The organism is Paenibacillus sp. NPDC056579 (assembly GCF_042793215.1).
Taxonomy (GTDB): domain Bacteria; phylum Bacillota; class Bacilli; order Paenibacillales; family NBRC-103111; genus Paenibacillus_S.
Genome location: NZ_JBHTVD010000010.1, coordinates 232996 through 250305 on the forward strand (window position 1 = coordinate 232996; position 17310 = coordinate 250305).

The 17310-nt window shown below is 53.0% G+C and carries 14 protein-coding genes; all 14 read right to left on the reverse strand.

The annotated features are described in order from the left end of the window. Positions 1-147: 147 nt before the first annotated feature. The 14 genes from ACFQ88_RS30875 to ACFQ88_RS30940 all read right to left on the reverse strand — a co-directional run bounded on the left by ACFQ88_RS30875 (position 148) and on the right by ACFQ88_RS30940 (position 17272). A complete protein-coding gene (locus ACFQ88_RS30875) occupies positions 148-2355 on the reverse strand; it encodes a glucoamylase family protein (protein WP_379460369.1) in 2208 nt (735 codons plus the stop codon). Positions 2356-2563: 208 nt separating this feature from the next. Continuing rightward, a complete protein-coding gene (locus ACFQ88_RS30880) occupies positions 2564-4000 on the reverse strand; it encodes a sulfatase family protein (protein WP_379460371.1) in 1437 nt (478 codons plus the stop codon). Positions 4001-4006: 6 nt separating this feature from the next. Continuing rightward, positions 4007-4762, reverse strand: a complete 756-nt coding sequence (locus ACFQ88_RS30885) for a sugar phosphate isomerase/epimerase family protein (protein WP_379460373.1) — start codon at positions 4760-4762, stop codon at positions 4007-4009. A 25-nt stretch (positions 4763-4787) separates the two neighbouring features. Then, positions 4788-5672, reverse strand: coding sequence for a sugar phosphate isomerase/epimerase family protein (locus tag ACFQ88_RS30890; RefSeq protein WP_379460375.1), 885 nt, complete (start codon positions 5670-5672; stop codon positions 4788-4790). An 88-nt stretch (positions 5673-5760) separates the two neighbouring features. Next, positions 5761-7059: an ABC transporter substrate-binding protein gene (locus tag ACFQ88_RS30895; RefSeq protein ID WP_379460377.1), complete on the reverse strand. Its 1299-nt coding sequence runs from the start codon at positions 7057-7059 to the stop codon at positions 5761-5763. 29 nt (positions 7060-7088) lie between these two features. After that, entirely contained in the window at positions 7089-8162 is a 1074-nt protein-coding gene (locus tag ACFQ88_RS30900; RefSeq protein WP_379460379.1) for a Gfo/Idh/MocA family protein, read from the reverse strand. 292 nt (positions 8163-8454) lie between these two features. Then, positions 8455-9441, reverse strand: coding sequence for a LacI family DNA-binding transcriptional regulator (locus tag ACFQ88_RS30905; RefSeq protein ID WP_379460381.1), 987 nt, complete (start codon positions 9439-9441; stop codon positions 8455-8457). 142 nt (positions 9442-9583) lie between these two features. Next, entirely contained in the window at positions 9584-10135 is a 552-nt protein-coding gene (locus ACFQ88_RS30910; protein WP_239634094.1) for a DUF2812 domain-containing protein, read from the reverse strand. Next, a complete protein-coding gene (locus ACFQ88_RS30915; RefSeq protein WP_239634093.1) occupies positions 10128-10475 on the reverse strand; it encodes a PadR family transcriptional regulator in 348 nt (115 codons plus the stop codon). Before ACFQ88_RS30915 ends, ACFQ88_RS30910 begins: the two co-directional genes overlap by 8 nt. Before the next feature lie 197 nt (positions 10476-10672). Next, a complete protein-coding gene (locus tag ACFQ88_RS30920; protein ID WP_379460473.1) occupies positions 10673-11392 on the reverse strand; it encodes an SDR family oxidoreductase in 720 nt (239 codons plus the stop codon). Between the two features lie 129 nt (positions 11393-11521). Next, complete coding sequence (locus tag ACFQ88_RS30925; protein WP_379460384.1) at positions 11522-13081, reverse strand: PucR family transcriptional regulator; 1560 nt, start codon at positions 13079-13081, stop codon at positions 11522-11524. 301 nt (positions 13082-13382) lie between these two features. Continuing rightward, complete coding sequence (gntK, locus tag ACFQ88_RS30930) at positions 13383-14954, reverse strand: gluconokinase (RefSeq protein ID WP_379460386.1); 1572 nt, start codon at positions 14952-14954, stop codon at positions 13383-13385. A gap of 1 nt (position 14955) precedes the next feature. Then, a complete protein-coding gene (gnd, locus tag ACFQ88_RS30935) occupies positions 14956-15858 on the reverse strand; it encodes a phosphogluconate dehydrogenase (NAD(+)-dependent, decarboxylating) (protein WP_379460388.1) in 903 nt (300 codons plus the stop codon). Positions 15859-15922: 64 nt separating this feature from the next. Beyond that, positions 15923-17272: a GntP family permease gene (locus tag ACFQ88_RS30940; protein WP_239634090.1), complete on the reverse strand. Its 1350-nt coding sequence runs from the start codon at positions 17270-17272 to the stop codon at positions 15923-15925. Between the last annotated feature and the right edge of the window lie 38 nt (positions 17273-17310).

Sequence of the window (17310 nt, forward strand, 5' to 3'; positions counted from 1 at the left end):
GGGAGCAGTTGTTGGAATGAGACGTAAGTTCTTGTACCCATCCAAAAAAGCTAAAAAGGCCGCCTGAATCGGCGACCCCAATGACATTGATATTCGTAGAACCTATCCGCTCGCACGATAGAGCAGCTCTATGCAGTGACTCGGCTTTTAAAAAGGCTGCCCTTCGGCAATCTGTACACCGCCGCTTTCGACCCCATTTTTTACTCTGACTACCTTGAACGTATAGCTGCTTCCGCTTGTAAGCCCGGTAATTGTCACGGTTGTTACTCCTTGCGGAATCGGCCCGACTGCCTTCGTGCCGTCCTGCCGATATATGTTGACAAAAGTATAGTCCGATCTCGCCATCGTTTCGGCAGGCTCGCTCCAGCTTACGGTTGCCGACCCGCTGCCCCAGCTCACGCTCGGATTCAGTACATCGGCAGGCGGCTGAATGCCGGACAGTCCAATGCTTTTCATACCGGCCTGAACCGAAGCGTTGTTCGTGAACCATCTCCAGACGAAGCCGCTGCGGTAATTTTCGATCATCAGCAGTGGTCCACCCACGTTAATGACCGAGTAATCGTCAGCATACCATGCCGGGCTTACAGCCAAATTGACTCCGTCATAAAACCCGTAAGGTCCCCAGAGTTCAGGAAGGTCATTATAATAATGGTTCATCGCATCGATCGACTGCTGCGGGGCAAACACGATAGCGGCGGCTGCGCCGGCCGGAGGCAATGTCCCGGTCGTCTGCTGAGCCGTATTGCTGCTCCCGGACGGCGGCGCTCCATTTTTCCCCTCGTATCCATTCGGGCCTTTCCCCGCCAGCAGCCCCCATGCATTCGTTCCGTAGGTAGAATACTGTGACGCCATATCAATGGAATACTGCCTGTTGGTTTGCACCGCTTTCTGTGAATTGTCGTACCAGTTCACTCCCTGCAGATCGACTTTGTTGCGAAAATCGACCCAGGCATGAGAGTACAAATACGTATGCATGGAACCGAACCATGAATAAATGTACGATGGTCCCGTTCCGTAGGATCCTTCATTCCGGTTGAAGCCGTAAAACATATCGCCGCTGACCGGATGGGTTGACGAACCGGCCGCCAGTACGTAGAGAGCCAGCTGCTCGCCGCTGTTGGTCCAGCGGGTGCCGTACCCGGTGTCCGGACGGTACCCTTTATAAAACTGATTCGTCACAGGGTCTCGCATCCATTGCCAATCGACCCGGTCATATAGCTGCTGTGCCAGCTGTTTAACCGTCCCGCCAAAATATTGACCCGCCACAATCGCGCCGCTGACGGCACGGACCGTATCGACGGACGAAGCCTCAGCTTCACTGTTTCTCTTCCCCGTGGACGTATTCACGAAGTGGTACAGAAAACCGTGCTCATGATCCACGTTGTTCAACAGCGTGTTGAGCGTTCCAATCGCTCTGGTCTCGGCGTCCGTCCTCGACACCCACCCCCGTTCTGCTCCAATCGCAAGCGCAGCAAGGCCAAAGCCGACTCCGGCCGTACTGCTTGTATTCACATTGTTGCCCGTGATGCCCTTAGGTACAAGTCCGTAGCCCGGGCTGTTCGGATCCGTATTGGCCGTATTCCAGAAATAGTCGAATGACTTGCGGCTGACAAGCTCCAGGATGGGGGGATCGCCAGAAGGCGGTATAGTCAGCGGCACTTGGGTCTGATCAACCGTACCCGGGAACGGCTGCCGGTGATAGGAGTCCGGCGTTTTACGCTGCATAATACTACTTCCATCTATTGGATAGTAATAGTCCACGCTCTCTCCTCTGATGAAATCGGTGCCTCCAACGAAGGTTGCCCCGACGATCCGGCCAACTGCCGGGTCTGTGCCGGCCGGAACCAGCGCAATATCTCTTCGCAGGCCGTTCGGCAGCCCATTGCCAGAGACCTGCAGCATAACCAGATCGTCGGAAGTCAAGCTCGTTCCGTATAACGTATTGAAACCGTTCAAGCTTCCGGCTGCGGTTCCCGATAAGCTCTTCTTTTTCAGCCAAATGACTTTGCTCTTGTAAGCTCCAATAATCGCATTGGATGAACCGGGATAGGGCTCGATCGTGCCGAGCGCTGCTATTTTGGAGGAGCTGAACGGCTGCGTATTGTCCCAAAACAGATATACATTCGTAGTGACTAGGTCCATGGCGGTCGAGCTGTTATTGTAAATCTCAATGTATTCGTAAGCCTCATTAGGATCGTTCGGATAAGCCATCAACTCGGTTACAAGCAAAGGTGGAACCGTGCCGGCATGTGCTGTTTGCTGAGCAGGAACTATTCTGAAGCTTGCCATTAATAATGCTAGCAGCAATATGAATACGGTCACGATTCGACCTTTGTGATATGGATGAACACTCATTGTTTTCCTCCTAATGGTCACTTGACATCAGCGGCGGTCCCCTGCATCATGTGCGTGGAAAGTATAATAGCCGATTCCAAGAAATTCTGTAATCGCTTTCAAATTAGTCCGTACAAATCGGATCCGCTGTTCTCATCTCCTGCGGTAGAGTAGGGCTGCTCCTCACAGAGCAGCTCCGTACCTGCACAACAATCGAAACAGGATTCCATTAATGAACCGGCGCGTATTTCGCCATCAGCGCTTCTGCAGCTTCATGACACCCTTCACGGCGGAGCCGCTCCACCCAGTCCTCCAGTTTCACGTACTTCCATGGACCCGTCTCGATAACCTGATGCAGCGGGTCCATCCGGCTGCCCGGCTGTCCCAGCTGCTCCTGTGTCCAGAGCGCTATTCGGTGGTCCATTTCCTTGACGATATCGGGATATCGCTCCGCTGCATTGTCCAATTGAAACGGATCGTTCTCCATGTCGTATAAAGTGACCGGATCAAAGCGATACAGCCCCGGGTGGTAAGTACGGATATAGTGCCACTTGCGGTCACGAACGGCCCTTTGGCAAGTATACAGACCGTGATCCATTACAAGATAATCCCTGCCAGCCCAATGCTCGCCTCGCAGTGCTGGCATGAAGGATCGGCCGTCCCAGCCTCCCGGAACGGTTAACCCGGTCATTTCGGTTATGGTTGCAATCACGTCCACGTTGTATACGAATTCATCGCATACGGTTCCCGGCTGCGTAATGCCCGGAGCCTTGATGATCAGCGGAATGTGGTGTACCGGCTCGGTAGCGCTGGCGTGCTCCATATAAATCCCCTGCTCGCCCATCGATTCTCCGTGATCGGCACTGATAATGAACGTGACCTCATCCTCTATGCCGAGCCCTCTTAACGTCTGAAGAAGCTCACCCACATGTTTATCCATGTAACTGATTCCGCCGTCGTATCCGTTCAGCAGCCGCTCGAAATCCCGGCGGTCGCGGATTTGTCCGGGCATCGTCTCCGGAATATGCTCGGCCGTATGCAGGAAAGATGCGGACCTCGGGAACACATCCTCGCGATGCTTCCGGATCGTCTCTTCATCCGGGAATGCCTTCGCCGGCTCGCCGTTCCACTGCTCAGCGTATTCCGGAGGATACGTGTACATCGTATGAGGGTCCCAATACTGAATATGCAGGAAGTAATCCTCCTCCTTCCCGTGCCGCTGCAGCCACGGAATCACCGCTGCGTTCACCTCGTCCGCATTCTCGTTCCCTTCCTTGAGCGTATGCGTATGCACTTCATCCCACCCGGCAAAATACCACCAAGCATGATGACGGTCGCCGAACGAGGAGAAGGTTACCGTCTTCAATCCGGCTTGCCGCAAGTGACGCGTAAAAAAAGCATAATGCTCACTGTGGCCGTCCCCTTCCGGATAATAAAAATCGTAGCCTGGCCCCCAATGGGTAAGCGCTCCGTGATGGATGGCGAACCGTCCCGACATGAAGCTTGCCCGTGAGGGAACGCAAGGCGAAGAAGCGCAGTAGCATCGTGTGAATATGGCCCCTTCCGCTGCAATGGCATCGATATTCGGCGTCGTATTTCGTTCATATCCGTAACAGCCCATATGATCGGGCCGCAATGAATCGATATCCAGATAAATGATTCGCATCGCCGGTCACTCCCGTATCCATTGGATTAAATTGTTATAGCTCGTTTCTACGCAATCCATCGGGCTGCGCCGGCATTCATCCTGCTCAACGACATACCATTCAATCCCGTTAGCCTGCCCCCATTGCAATAAGGGAGGGAAATCGATCGTCCCGGTACCGATTTCCGCGTAATCCTTCGTTTCATCGCCTTTCATGTCCTTCAAATGAATGATCGGCATCCTGAAGGCATAAGCGCGGATGAATTCGAGCGGGTTTCTTCCTGTTCTTTGAATCCAGTATACATCGATCTCCGCATGGATTTCGTTGTCCGGGTGCGGCTTAAGCAAGTATTCAAGCGCATTGTGGCCATCGATCAGGCAATCAAACTCAAAATCATGGTTATGATAGCTGATGCGGAAGCCTTCTTCTCTCAGCCTTGCCGCTACATCGTTAAGACCTTGTTTGATCCTGCGGTACCCTTCCTCCGTCCGGTTTTGCGGCTGGACAAAAGGGCAAACGATATCTTTGGTTTGCAGTATGCGGGCTTGCTCCACCACCAGTTCCGTTTTATTCATCATCTGATCGAAGCCGGCGTGAAACCCGGCGGCTTTCAGCCCTGTTTCCGCCATAACCGCTGCAATCTCCTGCGGGTCGTAGCCGAAAAAGCCCCCCATTTGTACCCCGGACCAGCCCATTTTGCGCAAGTCGCGAAGCACCTGCGGGAAATTGTCCTTGCATTCCTTGCGCAGCGTATACAGCTGTACCGCTAATTGATGCTTCAAACGAATCCTCTCCCTCTCATAGCTTTCATTGCACGCGGAACCCCGGTATCTGCTCTATGTACCGCTTGGCGATCAGCAGTCCCTCCTGAATTCTTGAGATCGTTCCGCCCCAGACTGGGTCTTCATGCTCGATACTGACCATACCGTTATAACCGGCCTCCCTCAGATTGGAGATGAATTTCACCCAGTCCAGCTCTCCTAATCCCGGCAGCCGGTATCGCCACCAGGAGAAATCCGTCAAAATCCCGGTTCTCGCCAGACGCCCTCGCAAAATTTCCGTATCCTTCGCATGAACATGAAAGATTTTCGGCCCAAATTCCTTAATTGGCTCATAGGGGTCAATCATTTGCCATAGCAGGTGGGAAGGATCATACGCCATACCCAAATACGGGGATTCCAGCCGTTCGAGCAGCCGCTCCCACATTTCCGGCGAAATCATCATATTGCCCATCAACGGACAATTTTCTATGGCTACGCGTACATTAGCCTTTTCCGCTGCTTCCAGCACCTCTGCGAACAAGCGGACTACAGGGTCCAGGCTGTTCAACGGCTTGTTGCGGATTGCCTCGTAACCATCATAGTGCTCGCGTTCACGCGTGGAGTCGAATCCGGTTGAGGTTACGACGACGGGGATTCCCAGCCTGCCTGCCGATTGAATCCGGCTGATCAGCTCTTTGCGGTGCAGCGATCGTTCCTCCGCATCCGGACTAAGATAGTTCCGGCAATACGTAAGCGCGGAGATGGTCATTTTGCCCTCCTCCAACACTTCAGAGAACAGCGCTTCGTCAAGCGGAATGTTCGGTCCCACCTCGAGTGTCTCGAATCCGTGGCTGGCAGCCCAATCCGCCATATCGCGTATATTGTTCAATCCCTCCCATACGAGTGCGTTCGTTAAAAATCCAAGCTTCATAGCTAGCTCCAATCCTTTCCTTTCCTGAATGATCGAACGGTGAACTAAGAAGCATTCAGCCCTAGCCCTTAATCGATCTGCTCTCTCATTACTTCCCTTTGGCTGCTTCAATCGCCAGATTGGTGACTTCTTCCGTCTCCCTTATCACCGTGTTCACATCCTTATTGCCTAATGCTACATCCTTCAAGGCGGCGTTCAGCTTTTGAGAAGCTATCGAGTCGTACACGGTAGGCACATGCGCAAGACCAGGCTTCGATTTGAAGACCGATGCTATTTGCTTTCCTTTTAACGCTTCAATATCCTGCGCAAAAAGCTTTTGCATTTCCGGCTTATTCAAGACGGTCATTCTGCCGCGCTTGGTCATCTTCGCCTGAACTTCCTCTGACGTCGTCACCAGCTGCATGATCTGCGCTGCCAGCTCCTTATGTTTGCTCATGTTGGACACCATGATGACATGAACGTCGAACTCTCTGCCGGTTCCAACCGCTTCTTTGAAGTTCGGCAGCGCAGCCAAATCCCATTTCATATCCTGAATCGCACCGGCCTGACCAACAACCGTATCGAACCAGGGCGTGAACATCGCTACGTTTTTATCCTTGAAAAAACCGTTGACGCCATACTGGTACTTGCTTTTTTCGTTATCTACGTATCCGGGGATGGCGAACAGCTGCTTGTAAAGATCGAAGACTTTTCTCCAGCCGTCGTTATTGAGCATTGCCTTATTCGTCTTGGGATCGACAAACGGCAGCGACAAGCCGGATCCAATCAAATTGACCGCATAAGGGTCCAGGCCGATATACTGCACTCCGTCCTGATTGCGCGTCAGCTTCTTGGACAGCTCGAGCAGCTGCTCCCAGCTCATTCCGTCAGTCGGATACGGTACGGCGAACTTGTCGAACAGATCTTTGTTATAGATGAGGGCTCCAAAATTTTGCGAGAACGGCAGAGCGTACAGCTGTCCCGCTTCTCCGTTTTGCTTGATCGAGTCGATCGCTTTCGGATCATAAACGTTCAAGTCCAGCCCGTTTTTCTTGATCGTATCCGTCAAATCGTCCACCAGACCAAGCGTCTTGAAATTGGCAATGCCCGGATTGCTGCTGTAAATCAAATCGGGAAACGTACCGCTAACCATGAGCTCCTGCTCCGTATTGCCTTGGGTGGAGGCTCTTACCATTTCCAGCTTGACTTGGGGAAACTTCTGCTGAACGGGCTTCACGAAATATTCCTGAAATTCTTCATCCGTAATGCCGGCTGTTTTCTGATACATTGTCAGCGTTACCGGCTTATCGCCCTCCGTCTTCTCATTCATCGGCTCCTTCGTCCCTGTGCAGCCCGCGCCAATGGTTATGGTCATCATGCAACAAACGAGTCCTTTCAGCTTCAACATGACGGTTTCCTCCCGGTACGGATATTGTATTAACCCTTGATTTCAGAGATACTGACTTTGCGCCCTTCCTCACTTGAACGTACGGCTGCGTCAATGACCCGGACGATCTGTGCCCCGTAGAAAAAATCGAGCTCATAACCGGTTCCATTCTCGATAATATCGAGAAACTCCGCATATTGCTTGCCTCGCGCAAGCCCCGGGAACATATGCTTTGCTTCAGCCGGAACGAGCGCTGCTTGATCCCAAGCCCCGTTCGGCTTCTTGCCGCGGAAATAAACGTCTCCCCTGCCATCCATCCAGATCGCGCCTCGCGTCCCTACAATTTCGAGTCCGTTACCGTCGTCGGGAACCACACGTGAGCTGTTCAGCGTCACCAAACCTCCATTCTCCAAACGGCCGATGATTGCACCCATGTCATCGTTAGTCACTTGAGAGCGACCCGAACCGTCCAGCTTATCCCGTTCTTTAATCGCGGTTACAAGCTCCGCCTGTACTTCCGTAATGTCCCCGCACGTTTCGGCCAGGAAGTAGTGAAGAAGGTCCAGCTCATGAACGCCGAAATCGATGAGCGCCCCCGGGCCTGATAATTCCTTCTGCATCCTCCACTCCAAACCGATCCCCGGATTCGCAATACGAGCCCCGCCCAGCTTCTGCCGGTAATAGTACACCTCGCCTAGCTCGCCGATCAGTCCTTTTATGATTTGCGCGTACGGATGATACCGGTACTGCATGCTCATGTAATGCACGACGCCCGCTTCCTGAGCCTCTTTGGCCAGCGCCAACGATTCCGCATAATTACGCGAGAGCGGCTTCTCGCATTGTACGGGCAGCCCCCGCTTCAGCGCTTCTCGTACCAGCTCCGCGTGGGATTTATTGTCCGTGCAAATGGTTACGGCGTCGACTTGAGAGAGCAGATCATCAAGCGACGATCGGATGACCTTGCTGGACAGTCCGTTTTTCTCGGCGAAATGCTCGGCATGGTCCCTGTGCAAATCATAAATCGACGTCAGCTCCCAGCCGGGAACAGCCCGTATTCCTTTCAAATGATCGTTCGATACTCCGATAGACTTGCCCGTACCTATAATACCCAGCCGTTTGACCATGCTTCGTTCTCCTTTATCAGCTAAATTAGTGATTTATCGAAACGTTTCGATTTTATGTCAAAAAATTACCATTACCGAGCGGTTCTTGAACGATAACCAACCTGCATGCAGGAAACGATAAAAGCTTCAAGACCGTCCAAGTAAGCGATTTCATTTTGTCGATGAACCCGCTTCAGTCTTATATCCTGCTAAGCCTCATTGCCTTATGTTAGATAGTCAGAGGGGCGACGCATCCGACCTGGATATCGCCCCCAAGATTCCGATTCTTCCTGCTGCTTCCTATCCATGTCCATCACCTGCTAGCACATGAATTTCGCTCGATCAGCTCCAGCTGCAGCTGATAGCTTTTGTTGACAATATCGCCCCGAAGAGCCTGAAACATGACGTGCGCCGCCAAATTCCCCATCTCATACTTGGGCTGGCGTATCGTTGTTAGCCCCGGATTCACATACTGTGCAAGCTCTATATCGTCAAATCCGATAATCGAGATATCGTCGGGAACACGTATGCCGCTTTCGCGAAACGCCTCAAGCCCGCCAATCGCCATTTCGTCGTTGCCGTATACGACAGCCGTCGGCAAGTCTCCCTGCAAAATCAGCGTCTTGGTCGCCTGATACCCATCCTTACGGTTCATTCTTCCGTGCATTACCCATCTGTGCTGTTCTTCCAAGCCGTGGGCCTTCAAGCTTTCCTGAAACCCTAAATACCGGTTGCGGCTAGCATACGAGCTGAACGGACCGCTGATCATCCCGATCTGCTTATGACCGAGACCGATCAAATAATCGGCTGCCATCCGACCTCCCTGCTTGTTATCGATCATGACATGGGTAATATAGTCCCCTTCCAAATGCTGATCGAGCAGAATGATCGGGAAGCCTTCCCGCGCCGCGTCCAATATAGCCTGATCGTCAATATTTTGGGAAGAAATAATCGCTCCATCCACCCGCTTCTCCTTCAAAAATCGCATCCCCGTCGAGCTTTGACCGAAGGAGCTGCAGGCAATAAGGTCATATCCGTTGGCAATCGTCACTTCTTGTACGCCTTTGATCAGTTCCGAATAGTACGGCCCCGCAAGATCCCAAAATATTAAAGCAATCGTCTTCGTGCTGCTTTTCTTCAAATCCATCGCAAAGCCATTTTTCTGGTAATTCAACTGCTTGGCGGCTTCCAGTACTTTCAACCTCGTTTTCTGACTGACCTTGCTGTCGCCGCTCAGAGCATAGGAGGCCGTCGACAAGGAAACTCCCGCTAACCTGGCAACGTCTTTGATTGTAGACAACTTCTATCATCCCTTCAACATAATCGAAACGTTTCGAATTATATCTATATACTAAATCGGAACGGATCGGTTCGTCAACCATTTTTTCTCAAAAAAAAGAAAACAAGAAAGCTGCCGAAGGCTCGGCAGCCCTATTTTACTGTTATCGATTTTGCCGGATCCTACTGGACTTCCAACGAAAAGCGCTATAAGTCATGAGAACCGGGACGATTAAGACGGCACTTACAGTACAGATTGCCATGAAAATATTCGAGATCACCACACTCCACGCGAACGCTTTGGAAGCATATTGAAGGATCCAAGAAGCGACGGCCACCAAAGCCAGCACGATGAACATCGACTTCAGAGGCTTAGCCCCGCCGCGGTATTTCTCATATAACGTATCGTTATCCGAATGGATCGGCTTCGTCCCGGGTTTGGCTCTAAATATATGAATAGTATCGCCTGACGAGCACACCGGCTCCCATCCCCCGGCTCGGAACATATCATAATAGTCCTCCCGGTCGGCTTTATTCAAGTCCTGAATATCCATGCAATATTGAACGGATTGCGGTTCCGCTTTGCGCAGCGTATACCCGAGGAATGCAAACGATTCTAGCAGCCAGCCCTTCTCGGCCCATTGACTTAATTTCCTCATATCCTTTTCCTCCGTAAATGCCAACCCGCCTGACAGGACATATCGGGCCCTACTCATTCGTCTTCGCCTCCCCAACAGATTCTAAAGCGATCTTGCCATGGTGCGCCATTCTTGCCCTTCGTTCTATCTCGTTTAACGTAATAGCCTTCCCTTTCTCCGTAGCCGTATACGTCTTTCTCCGTTCCGTGTCACTCTCATCCAGCAGAATATAGTCGGCTTCCTGCAGCTTCTTAATTAACGTATACAAGGTTGCTGGCCCGATGGTCACTTCCCCATCCGTCAGTTCTTCAATATACTTCATAATTCCGTAACCGTGCCTTGGAGACAGCAGAGAAAGCATGATGTAATAAGCGGAGTCGGTTAGCTGCTCGGCTGTTAATGAATTGTTTCTGGACAAAACATCACTTCCGTTCTTTTATATCCATTATCAATATATCCATTAATGATATATCCGTTATGGATATAGTAATGAATTTACTTTCTATTGTCAATGGGCGTTTCGTCATAAAGAGCAGCTGAATGACTGGGAAAAACAAAAAACCGCTATCCCAGCGGTTTCCTGAATCTATTTATCGATTGGCCAGTCTGCGAATCTCAGCTCAAAATGTAGCCGCCATCCGGGAACAAGGTGCTCCCCGTCGTATAACGGTTGGTCATCAAATAAATGACGGAATGCGCGACGTCTTCCGGGTCCCCTACTCTCTTAAGCGCACACATTTGCTTGTACGCCTCGTAAGCCAATTCCCGATTCGCAGCCTCCCCCTCGTCGGAACGAAACGGAGTCCGGATCGTGCCCGGCGAGACGACGTTCACCCGAATCGGAGACAGCTCGACGGCGAGCGCTTTCCCCAGGCTCTCGATCGCCCCGTTGCAGGCCGCATAGGAGGCGCCGTCCGCTAACGGACGCTGGCCGAACGCACCGGACATAAGCACGATCGAGCCTTGCTTGGACAAGTAAGGCAGCGCGTGCTTCGCCGCAAAGTATTGCGGCCAGAACTTTCCCTCGAAGCAGCTCTGGGCAATGTCGGTATCCGCTGTGACCGGTCCGCGGACATAAGAAGCTCCCGGCGTGAACAAATGATCGAAGCTGCCTACCTGCTTGAAGAACGCCCGGATCGCTTCCTCCTTCTTGTTGTCCAGCTGAAATGCCTGCAGCGATTCGCTGTTGATCTCCGCCTGCGCCTTCTCCAGCTTCTCGGACGAACGCCCGGCGATGACTACACGCGCCCCTTGGGCTATCGCCGCCTTGGCTGTAGCCAGTCCAATACCTGAGCTGCCGCCAATAATAACTACACGATGATCCTTCAATGTCATGAACTTGTCATCTCCCTTGAATTGCATCAACTTTTGGCTCCTGTCGTCAGGTGTTTCTAGAATAAACCAAAAAAGGACGCTTCAGCTATAGGAAGCATCCTAAATCGCAAAACCCTTATTTGTGCAGCATCACAATATACTGGGAATTTCTATCGTCTTCATTCTCCAATACCGGATAGCCAGGTCAAGCCGGAATCGGGTCTCCGGGGCGTTGAAGTCGATCTGAAGGATTTCGCGGATTCTCTCGAGCCGGTACAGCACGGAATTCCGGTGAATGAACAGCTCCTCGGCAACCCGCTTCGTATTGCCTCCCGTCCTCAAATACACTTCCAGCGTCTGCAGCAGCTGGGTGCCATACTCTTTGTCGTACGTTTCCAACGGAACGACCAATCGCTCCGCGAGGCCCATAAGCACCGGATGTCCCGGCACATCCAGAAGCAGCTGCTCGACCATGACGTCGTCGTAATGGGTAACCGCAGCCCCAGCAGCCGACCAGGAATGCTCGCCGATCGCAAGCGCCTTAAGAGCTTCGCGATAGCTGCCCGACAGCTCCGCGAACCGTTCGCGGATCCCCCCTATGCCGCACGACAAGGTGACGTCGGGGTCCGATTCCCCCGCTTTCCGGATAAGCTCGTGCGCGAACCGCTTCGACTGCTCCAGCTGGCTATCCCGGTCCTTATTCGCGGCAGCACAAAGTATAAGGATGCGGCCGTTCATCTCTATCGCTCTCCGTGCAAATCCGCCCTGCTGGTTGATTTCGCGCAGCAGTCCTTGATACTGCCGGCTTACTTTCATTTCGGCATCTGCTGCTTGACAAGCGCCTTTGATGACCATGGCGTACTGGCTTGTACCGATCGGAATGCCGAGCCGGGTAGCCCGGTAGCGCATGAAGTCTTCCTGGTGATCCGTGCCCGACAGCAGCTCCACAAGGAACGCCTCCTGCTCCCGCTCCCTCTGCAGCTGCTGCGACTGCCGGATCGTGAACTCGACAGCCATCACCGTCACCGCATGCTCCATGCACATCTGCTCGTAACGGTCCTGCTCCCCCAGCTTGCGGGTGATGGCCAAATAACCGAATACGCGGTTGCCGACGCGGACGCTCCGCTGCTCGGCGATGTCGGCACGGTGAAAATGAGCGGTACAGCCTTCCATCTCCAGCTCGTGGTTCATTACCGCCACTTCGCACTTGAGCAGCTGGCCAATCATAACGACTAGCTCCGAGGTCCGGCGGTTCAGCACCAGATTCGTGAATTGCTGGTTCACCTCCTGCAGCTCCCGCAGCATGTACGCCTGCCGCTGCAATATTTGATCCAGAATCGTCCGCGTCATATCCATGAACGGAACTTCCAGCGGAATATCAAATAAGGGGATATGATATTTGTTGCTTTTTTCTATCGCTTCCTGCGGAATTTCGTGAAAAAACCGACGGGATTTGATGCCTACCGCCGATCCCCCCACTTTATGCATCTCATCGAGCAGCCGCCCGAGCATCTTCGGTTCATGGCGAAACGAATAGCCCGTCGTCAAAATGAGCTCGTTGGGACGGAGCCATCCGGTCAAGTCCGGCATTTCCATGCTGTCGATATAGTAAATTTCATTGCCCAGTCCCTCATGCCCGCCGAACAATTTCGCATTGCGAAATAATGGCAGCTCCAGCAAGCTTTTCACGGTAAAAGGGGCGTTCTCCATACTCTCCACCTCAAAACGCTACGTATGTTGTATCCCTCCATGTTACCATACTTTTGAGTGCGGCGTTTGCTGCCTGCCATCATTCGGAAGCGGCGGAATCACCCGGCACAAAAAAAGAACAGCAGCTCCTTAAGAGCGTGCTGTTCTGAGCTTGCCAAGAAACCCTTAGAACGGAAAAGCTGTAAGGGTACCCCGGTGTGGTACCTCCCTCCAGCCGCTGTTGTTTTCAGAAAATCTTTAATTTAACGCCAATAGCGGTAATCTTCTGAAAACAAAGGCGGTCGCTTACGCTCTTCCGCCGCTAGAGCCATTTTTTCTGAAAAGCCGCGATCTCCCCGTACTCTTCCTTCAACAGACGGGACAATCGGACGTAAATCCGGCTCAGCTCCTGATAAATGACCACGTTGTCTTTGTTCGGCACGTGATGGTGTGTTGCGCCTACCATGCCCGATACGACATGCAGCGAATCAATCTCGCCGATTCCGTACAAGCCTAGGATCGCGGCGCCCAGACACGAGCTCTCCACGCTCTCGGGAACGTGGACCTCCTGATCGAAGATGTCCGCCATCATCTGGCGCCACAGCTCGGAGCGGGCGAAGCCGCCTGTAGCTTGAATTTTGTTCGGCATGCCGATGAGCTCCTGCAGCGCCATGAACACCGAGTACAGGTTGAAAATAACCCCTTCGAGCACGGCCCGGATCATATGCTCTTTTTTGTGGTGAAGGCCCAGTCCGAAGAACGAGCCTCTTGCGTTGGCATCCCACAGGGGAGCTCTTTCGCCCGTCAAGTAAGGGTGGAAAATCAATCCGTCCGAGCCCGGCTTCACTCGGGAAGCAATCTCCGTCAAAATCTCGTACGGATCCTTGCCCAAACGAAGCGCCGTCTCCATCTCGGATGCGCACAGCTGGTCGCGAACCCAGCGGAAAATCATGCCGCCGTTGTTCACCGGCCCGCCGATCACCCAGTAGTTCTCCGTCAGCGCATAGCAGAATATGCGCCCTTTCGGATCGACCACCGGCCGGTCCGTCACGGTCCGGATGGCGCCGCTTGTGCCGATGGTTACCGCAACAGTCCCCGGATCAATCGCGTTAACGCCGAGGTTGGACAGCACGCCGTCGCTCGCTCCGACCACGAAAGGGATAGAGGCCGGGAGATTCATTTGCTGCGCCCAATGAGGCTCCATCCCGGTCAAATAATGGGTGGTCGGAACCGGCTGCGACAGCCGGTCAGCCGTAACACCGGCAATGCGCAGCGCTTCCTCGTCCCATGCCAGCTTCTCAAGATGGAACATTCCTGTTGCCGATGCGATGGAATAGTCGACCACATATTGGTTGAACAACCGGTAGAAGACGTACTCCTTGATGGAAATAAACTTGCTCGTTTTATCGAACAGCTCTTGCTGCTCATGGCGCAGCCATGTCAATTTGCTTAACGGCGACATCGGATGAATCGGCGTACCCGTACGCAAGTAAATGTGATGGCCGTTCATTTCCTGCTTAATTCGCTCCGTCCAGCCTGCGCTCCGGTTATCCGCCCACGTGATGCACTTCGTCAGCGGCGTACCCTGCGCGTCGACGGCAATAACGCTGTGCATGGCGGAGCTGAAGGAAACGCACAAAATGTCGCTCGAATCGACTCCGCTGTTGGCCACCACCTGTCTAATGGTAGCGACGACCGCCTGAAAAATCTCATCCGGATCCTGCTCCGCAATAGCCGGCTTCGGCGAATACAGCGGATACTCGATGCCGTGACTTGCTTTCAACACGCCGGACGTTTCGAACAATACCGACTTCGTGCTTGTCGTTCCGATGTCTACCCCTATCATGTATTTCGTACTCACGACAATCGTCCTCCTTTGCCTATCCGAATCCATTTTAATTGTCCGAAGCTACAACCGCATGTCCGCCGAACTCATTGCGCATCGCTGCAACGACTTTGCCGGAGAACGTGTCCTCCTGCTGTGAACGGTATCTCATCATCAGAGACAATGCGATAACCGGAGTGGCCGTCCCGTATTCAAGAGCCGTCTCCACCGTCCATTGCCCTTCGCCGGAAGCGTGGACGACGCCTTTGAGCCCTTCAAGCGCCGGATCTTTGGAGAAGGCGTTCTCCGTCAGCTCCATCAGCCAGGAGCGGATAACGGAGCCGTTATTCCATACTCTCGCCACCTGCTCATAGTCGAAGGAGTAAGGACTTTTATCCAATACCTCAAACCCTTCGGCTATCGCCTGCATCATTCCGTACTCGATGCCGTTATGGACCATTTTCAGAAAATGGCCGCTGCCGCTCGCGCCTGCGTACAAATATCCTTTCTCCACACAAATCGATTGGAACATCGGCTCTACATGCCGGAACGCTTCACTCTCCCCGCCGATCATCGTACAGATGCCGTTGCGAGCCCCTTCCACACCGCCGCTCGTTCCTACGTCCAGATAGCGGATGCCTTGCTCCCGAAGATCGCCCGCTCTGCGGATGGAATCCTTGTAGTGGGAATTGCCTCCGTCAATGACGATGTCCCCGGAATCCAGCAGCTGCTTCAGCTCCTGCAGCACTTGCTCCGTCAAATCTCCCGCCGGAACCATCATCCAGACGACGCGCGGCTGGCTCAATTTGGCCGCCATATCCGCAATAGAGCCCGCGCCCGCTGCTCCCGCTTCGGCAGCGCGTTGAACGGCCTCCTTGTTCACATCAAATACAACGACCTCATGCTGGTGGTCTAATAGATTGAGAGCCAGGTTGGATCCCATTTTTCCCAAACCGATTAACCCTATTTGCATTGCTGTCTTCCTCCTTAATTACCGTTGGATAGTTGCAATTTCATTTATGGCCGATAGCTTTCCCTTACACGAACACATCTAGCAGCAAAATCATCCCCAGCGCAACGACCGAAATGATCGTTTCCAGCGCCGTCCACGTTGCCAGTGTTTCCTTGACCGTCATGCCGAAGTATTCTTTGATCAGCCAGAAGCCCGAGTCATTGACATGGGATAAAATCAGCGAGCCTGCGCCTGTAGCCAGAACGAGCAGCTCCACGTTCACACCCGGCATTACAGCAGCTATCGGAGCTACGATGCCTGCCGCCGTCATCATCGATACGGTAGCCGAGCCTGTCGCGACGCGAATCATCGCAGCGATACCCCAGCCTAGTAAAATCGGCGAAATATGGGATGCCGTAGCCAGCTGCGCAATGTAATTGCCGATGCCCGAATCGAGCAGCACTTTATTGAAAGCTCCCCCTGCGCCGATAACCAATAAGATCGTGGCGGTAGGAGCAAGACAGTCGTTCGTAAATTTCAATACCGTTTCGCGGCTTAATCCGCGGGCATACCCAAGACTGAAGAACGAATATACCGTTGCGATCAACAGGGCGACGATCGGATCGCCGATGAACTTGAATGCTTGATACAGCGTCGTCCCTTTGGCCACGAACAAGTCGGCGATCGTTGCGATTAGCATTAACAGAACGGGAACAAGAATCGTGAATATCGTGTTGAAAAAGCCCGGCAGCTCCTTCGCTTCTACGCTTTCTGTGAGCTGATCGCCCATTTCCTTCGGAACTTCCCGGTAGATCTTCTTCCCGATCCAGTTACCGTACACCGGTCCGGCCAAAATCGCTGCAGGAAGACCTACGATGATGGAATACAAGATGGTAGTGCCTACATCCGCTTTGAAAATGCCTACCGCAGCCATCGCTGCCGGATGCGGAGGAACGAGACCGTGGACGACGGACAAGCCCGCTACGAGGGGCACGCCGATTTTGACCAGAGAAACTCCGGTTTGGCGGGCAATCGTGAAGACAAGCGGAATCAACAGGACGAAGCCGACCTGGAAAAATACCGGAATTCCGACGATGAACGCTACGAACATCATTGCCCAATGAACGTTTTTCTCACCGAACAGACCGATCAATGTCTTGGCGATGCGCTCCGCACCGCCTGACTCGGCCATCATTTTACCGAGCATCGTTCCTAACGCCAATACGATGGCGAGGAAGCCTAGCGTGCTTCCCATCCCGTTCTTGATGGAATCGATAATTCCCGGATGAGCTGCATCCGGCCCGACGAGCGGCATTCCGGCGGCCAAGCCGACACCGATAGCCGTCACGATCAGAGAGACGAAAGGATTCAATTTGATTACAGTGATCATCAGGAGCAGAGCGACGATGGCCACCAACACGATGAATAACAGCATAATGAAACCTCCTAATTATGTTTGCCCTTGTTGTAAGT

Bases quoted from the DNA above. Each gene is read 5' to 3' on its own strand.
- ACFQ88_RS30875 (WP_379460369.1), bottom strand. From the start codon at position 2,355: ATGAGTGTTCATCCATATCACAAAGGTCGAATCGTGACCGTATTCATA.
- ACFQ88_RS30880 (WP_379460371.1), bottom strand. From the start codon at position 4,000: ATGCGAATCATTTATCTGGATATCGATTCATTGCGGCCCGATCATATG.
- ACFQ88_RS30890 (WP_379460375.1), bottom strand. From the start codon at position 5,672: ATGAAGCTTGGATTTTTAACGAACGCACTCGTATGGGAGGGATTGAAC.
- ACFQ88_RS30895 (WP_379460377.1), bottom strand. From the start codon at position 7,059: ATGTTGAAGCTGAAAGGACTCGTTTGTTGCATGATGACCATAACCATT.
- ACFQ88_RS30900 (WP_379460379.1), bottom strand. From the start codon at position 8,162: ATGGTCAAACGGCTGGGTATTATAGGTACGGGCAAGTCTATCGGAGTA.
- ACFQ88_RS30910 (WP_239634094.1), bottom strand. From the start codon at position 10,135: ATGAGTAGGGCCCGATATGTCCTGTCAGGCGGGTTGGCATTTACGGAG.
- ACFQ88_RS30920 (WP_379460473.1), bottom strand. From the start codon at position 11,392: ATGACATTGAAGGATCATCGTGTAGTTATTATTGGCGGCAGCTCAGGT.
- ACFQ88_RS30925 (WP_379460384.1), bottom strand. From the start codon at position 13,081: ATGGAGAACGCCCCTTTTACCGTGAAAAGCTTGCTGGAGCTGCCATTA.
- gntK (WP_379460386.1), bottom strand. From the start codon at position 14,954: ATGGATTCGGATAGGCAAAGGAGGACGATTGTCGTGAGTACGAAATAC.
- gnd (WP_379460388.1), bottom strand. From the start codon at position 15,858: ATGCAAATAGGGTTAATCGGTTTGGGAAAAATGGGATCCAACCTGGCT.
- ACFQ88_RS30940 (WP_239634090.1), bottom strand. From the start codon at position 17,272: ATGCTGTTATTCATCGTGTTGGTGGCCATCGTCGCTCTGCTCCTGATG.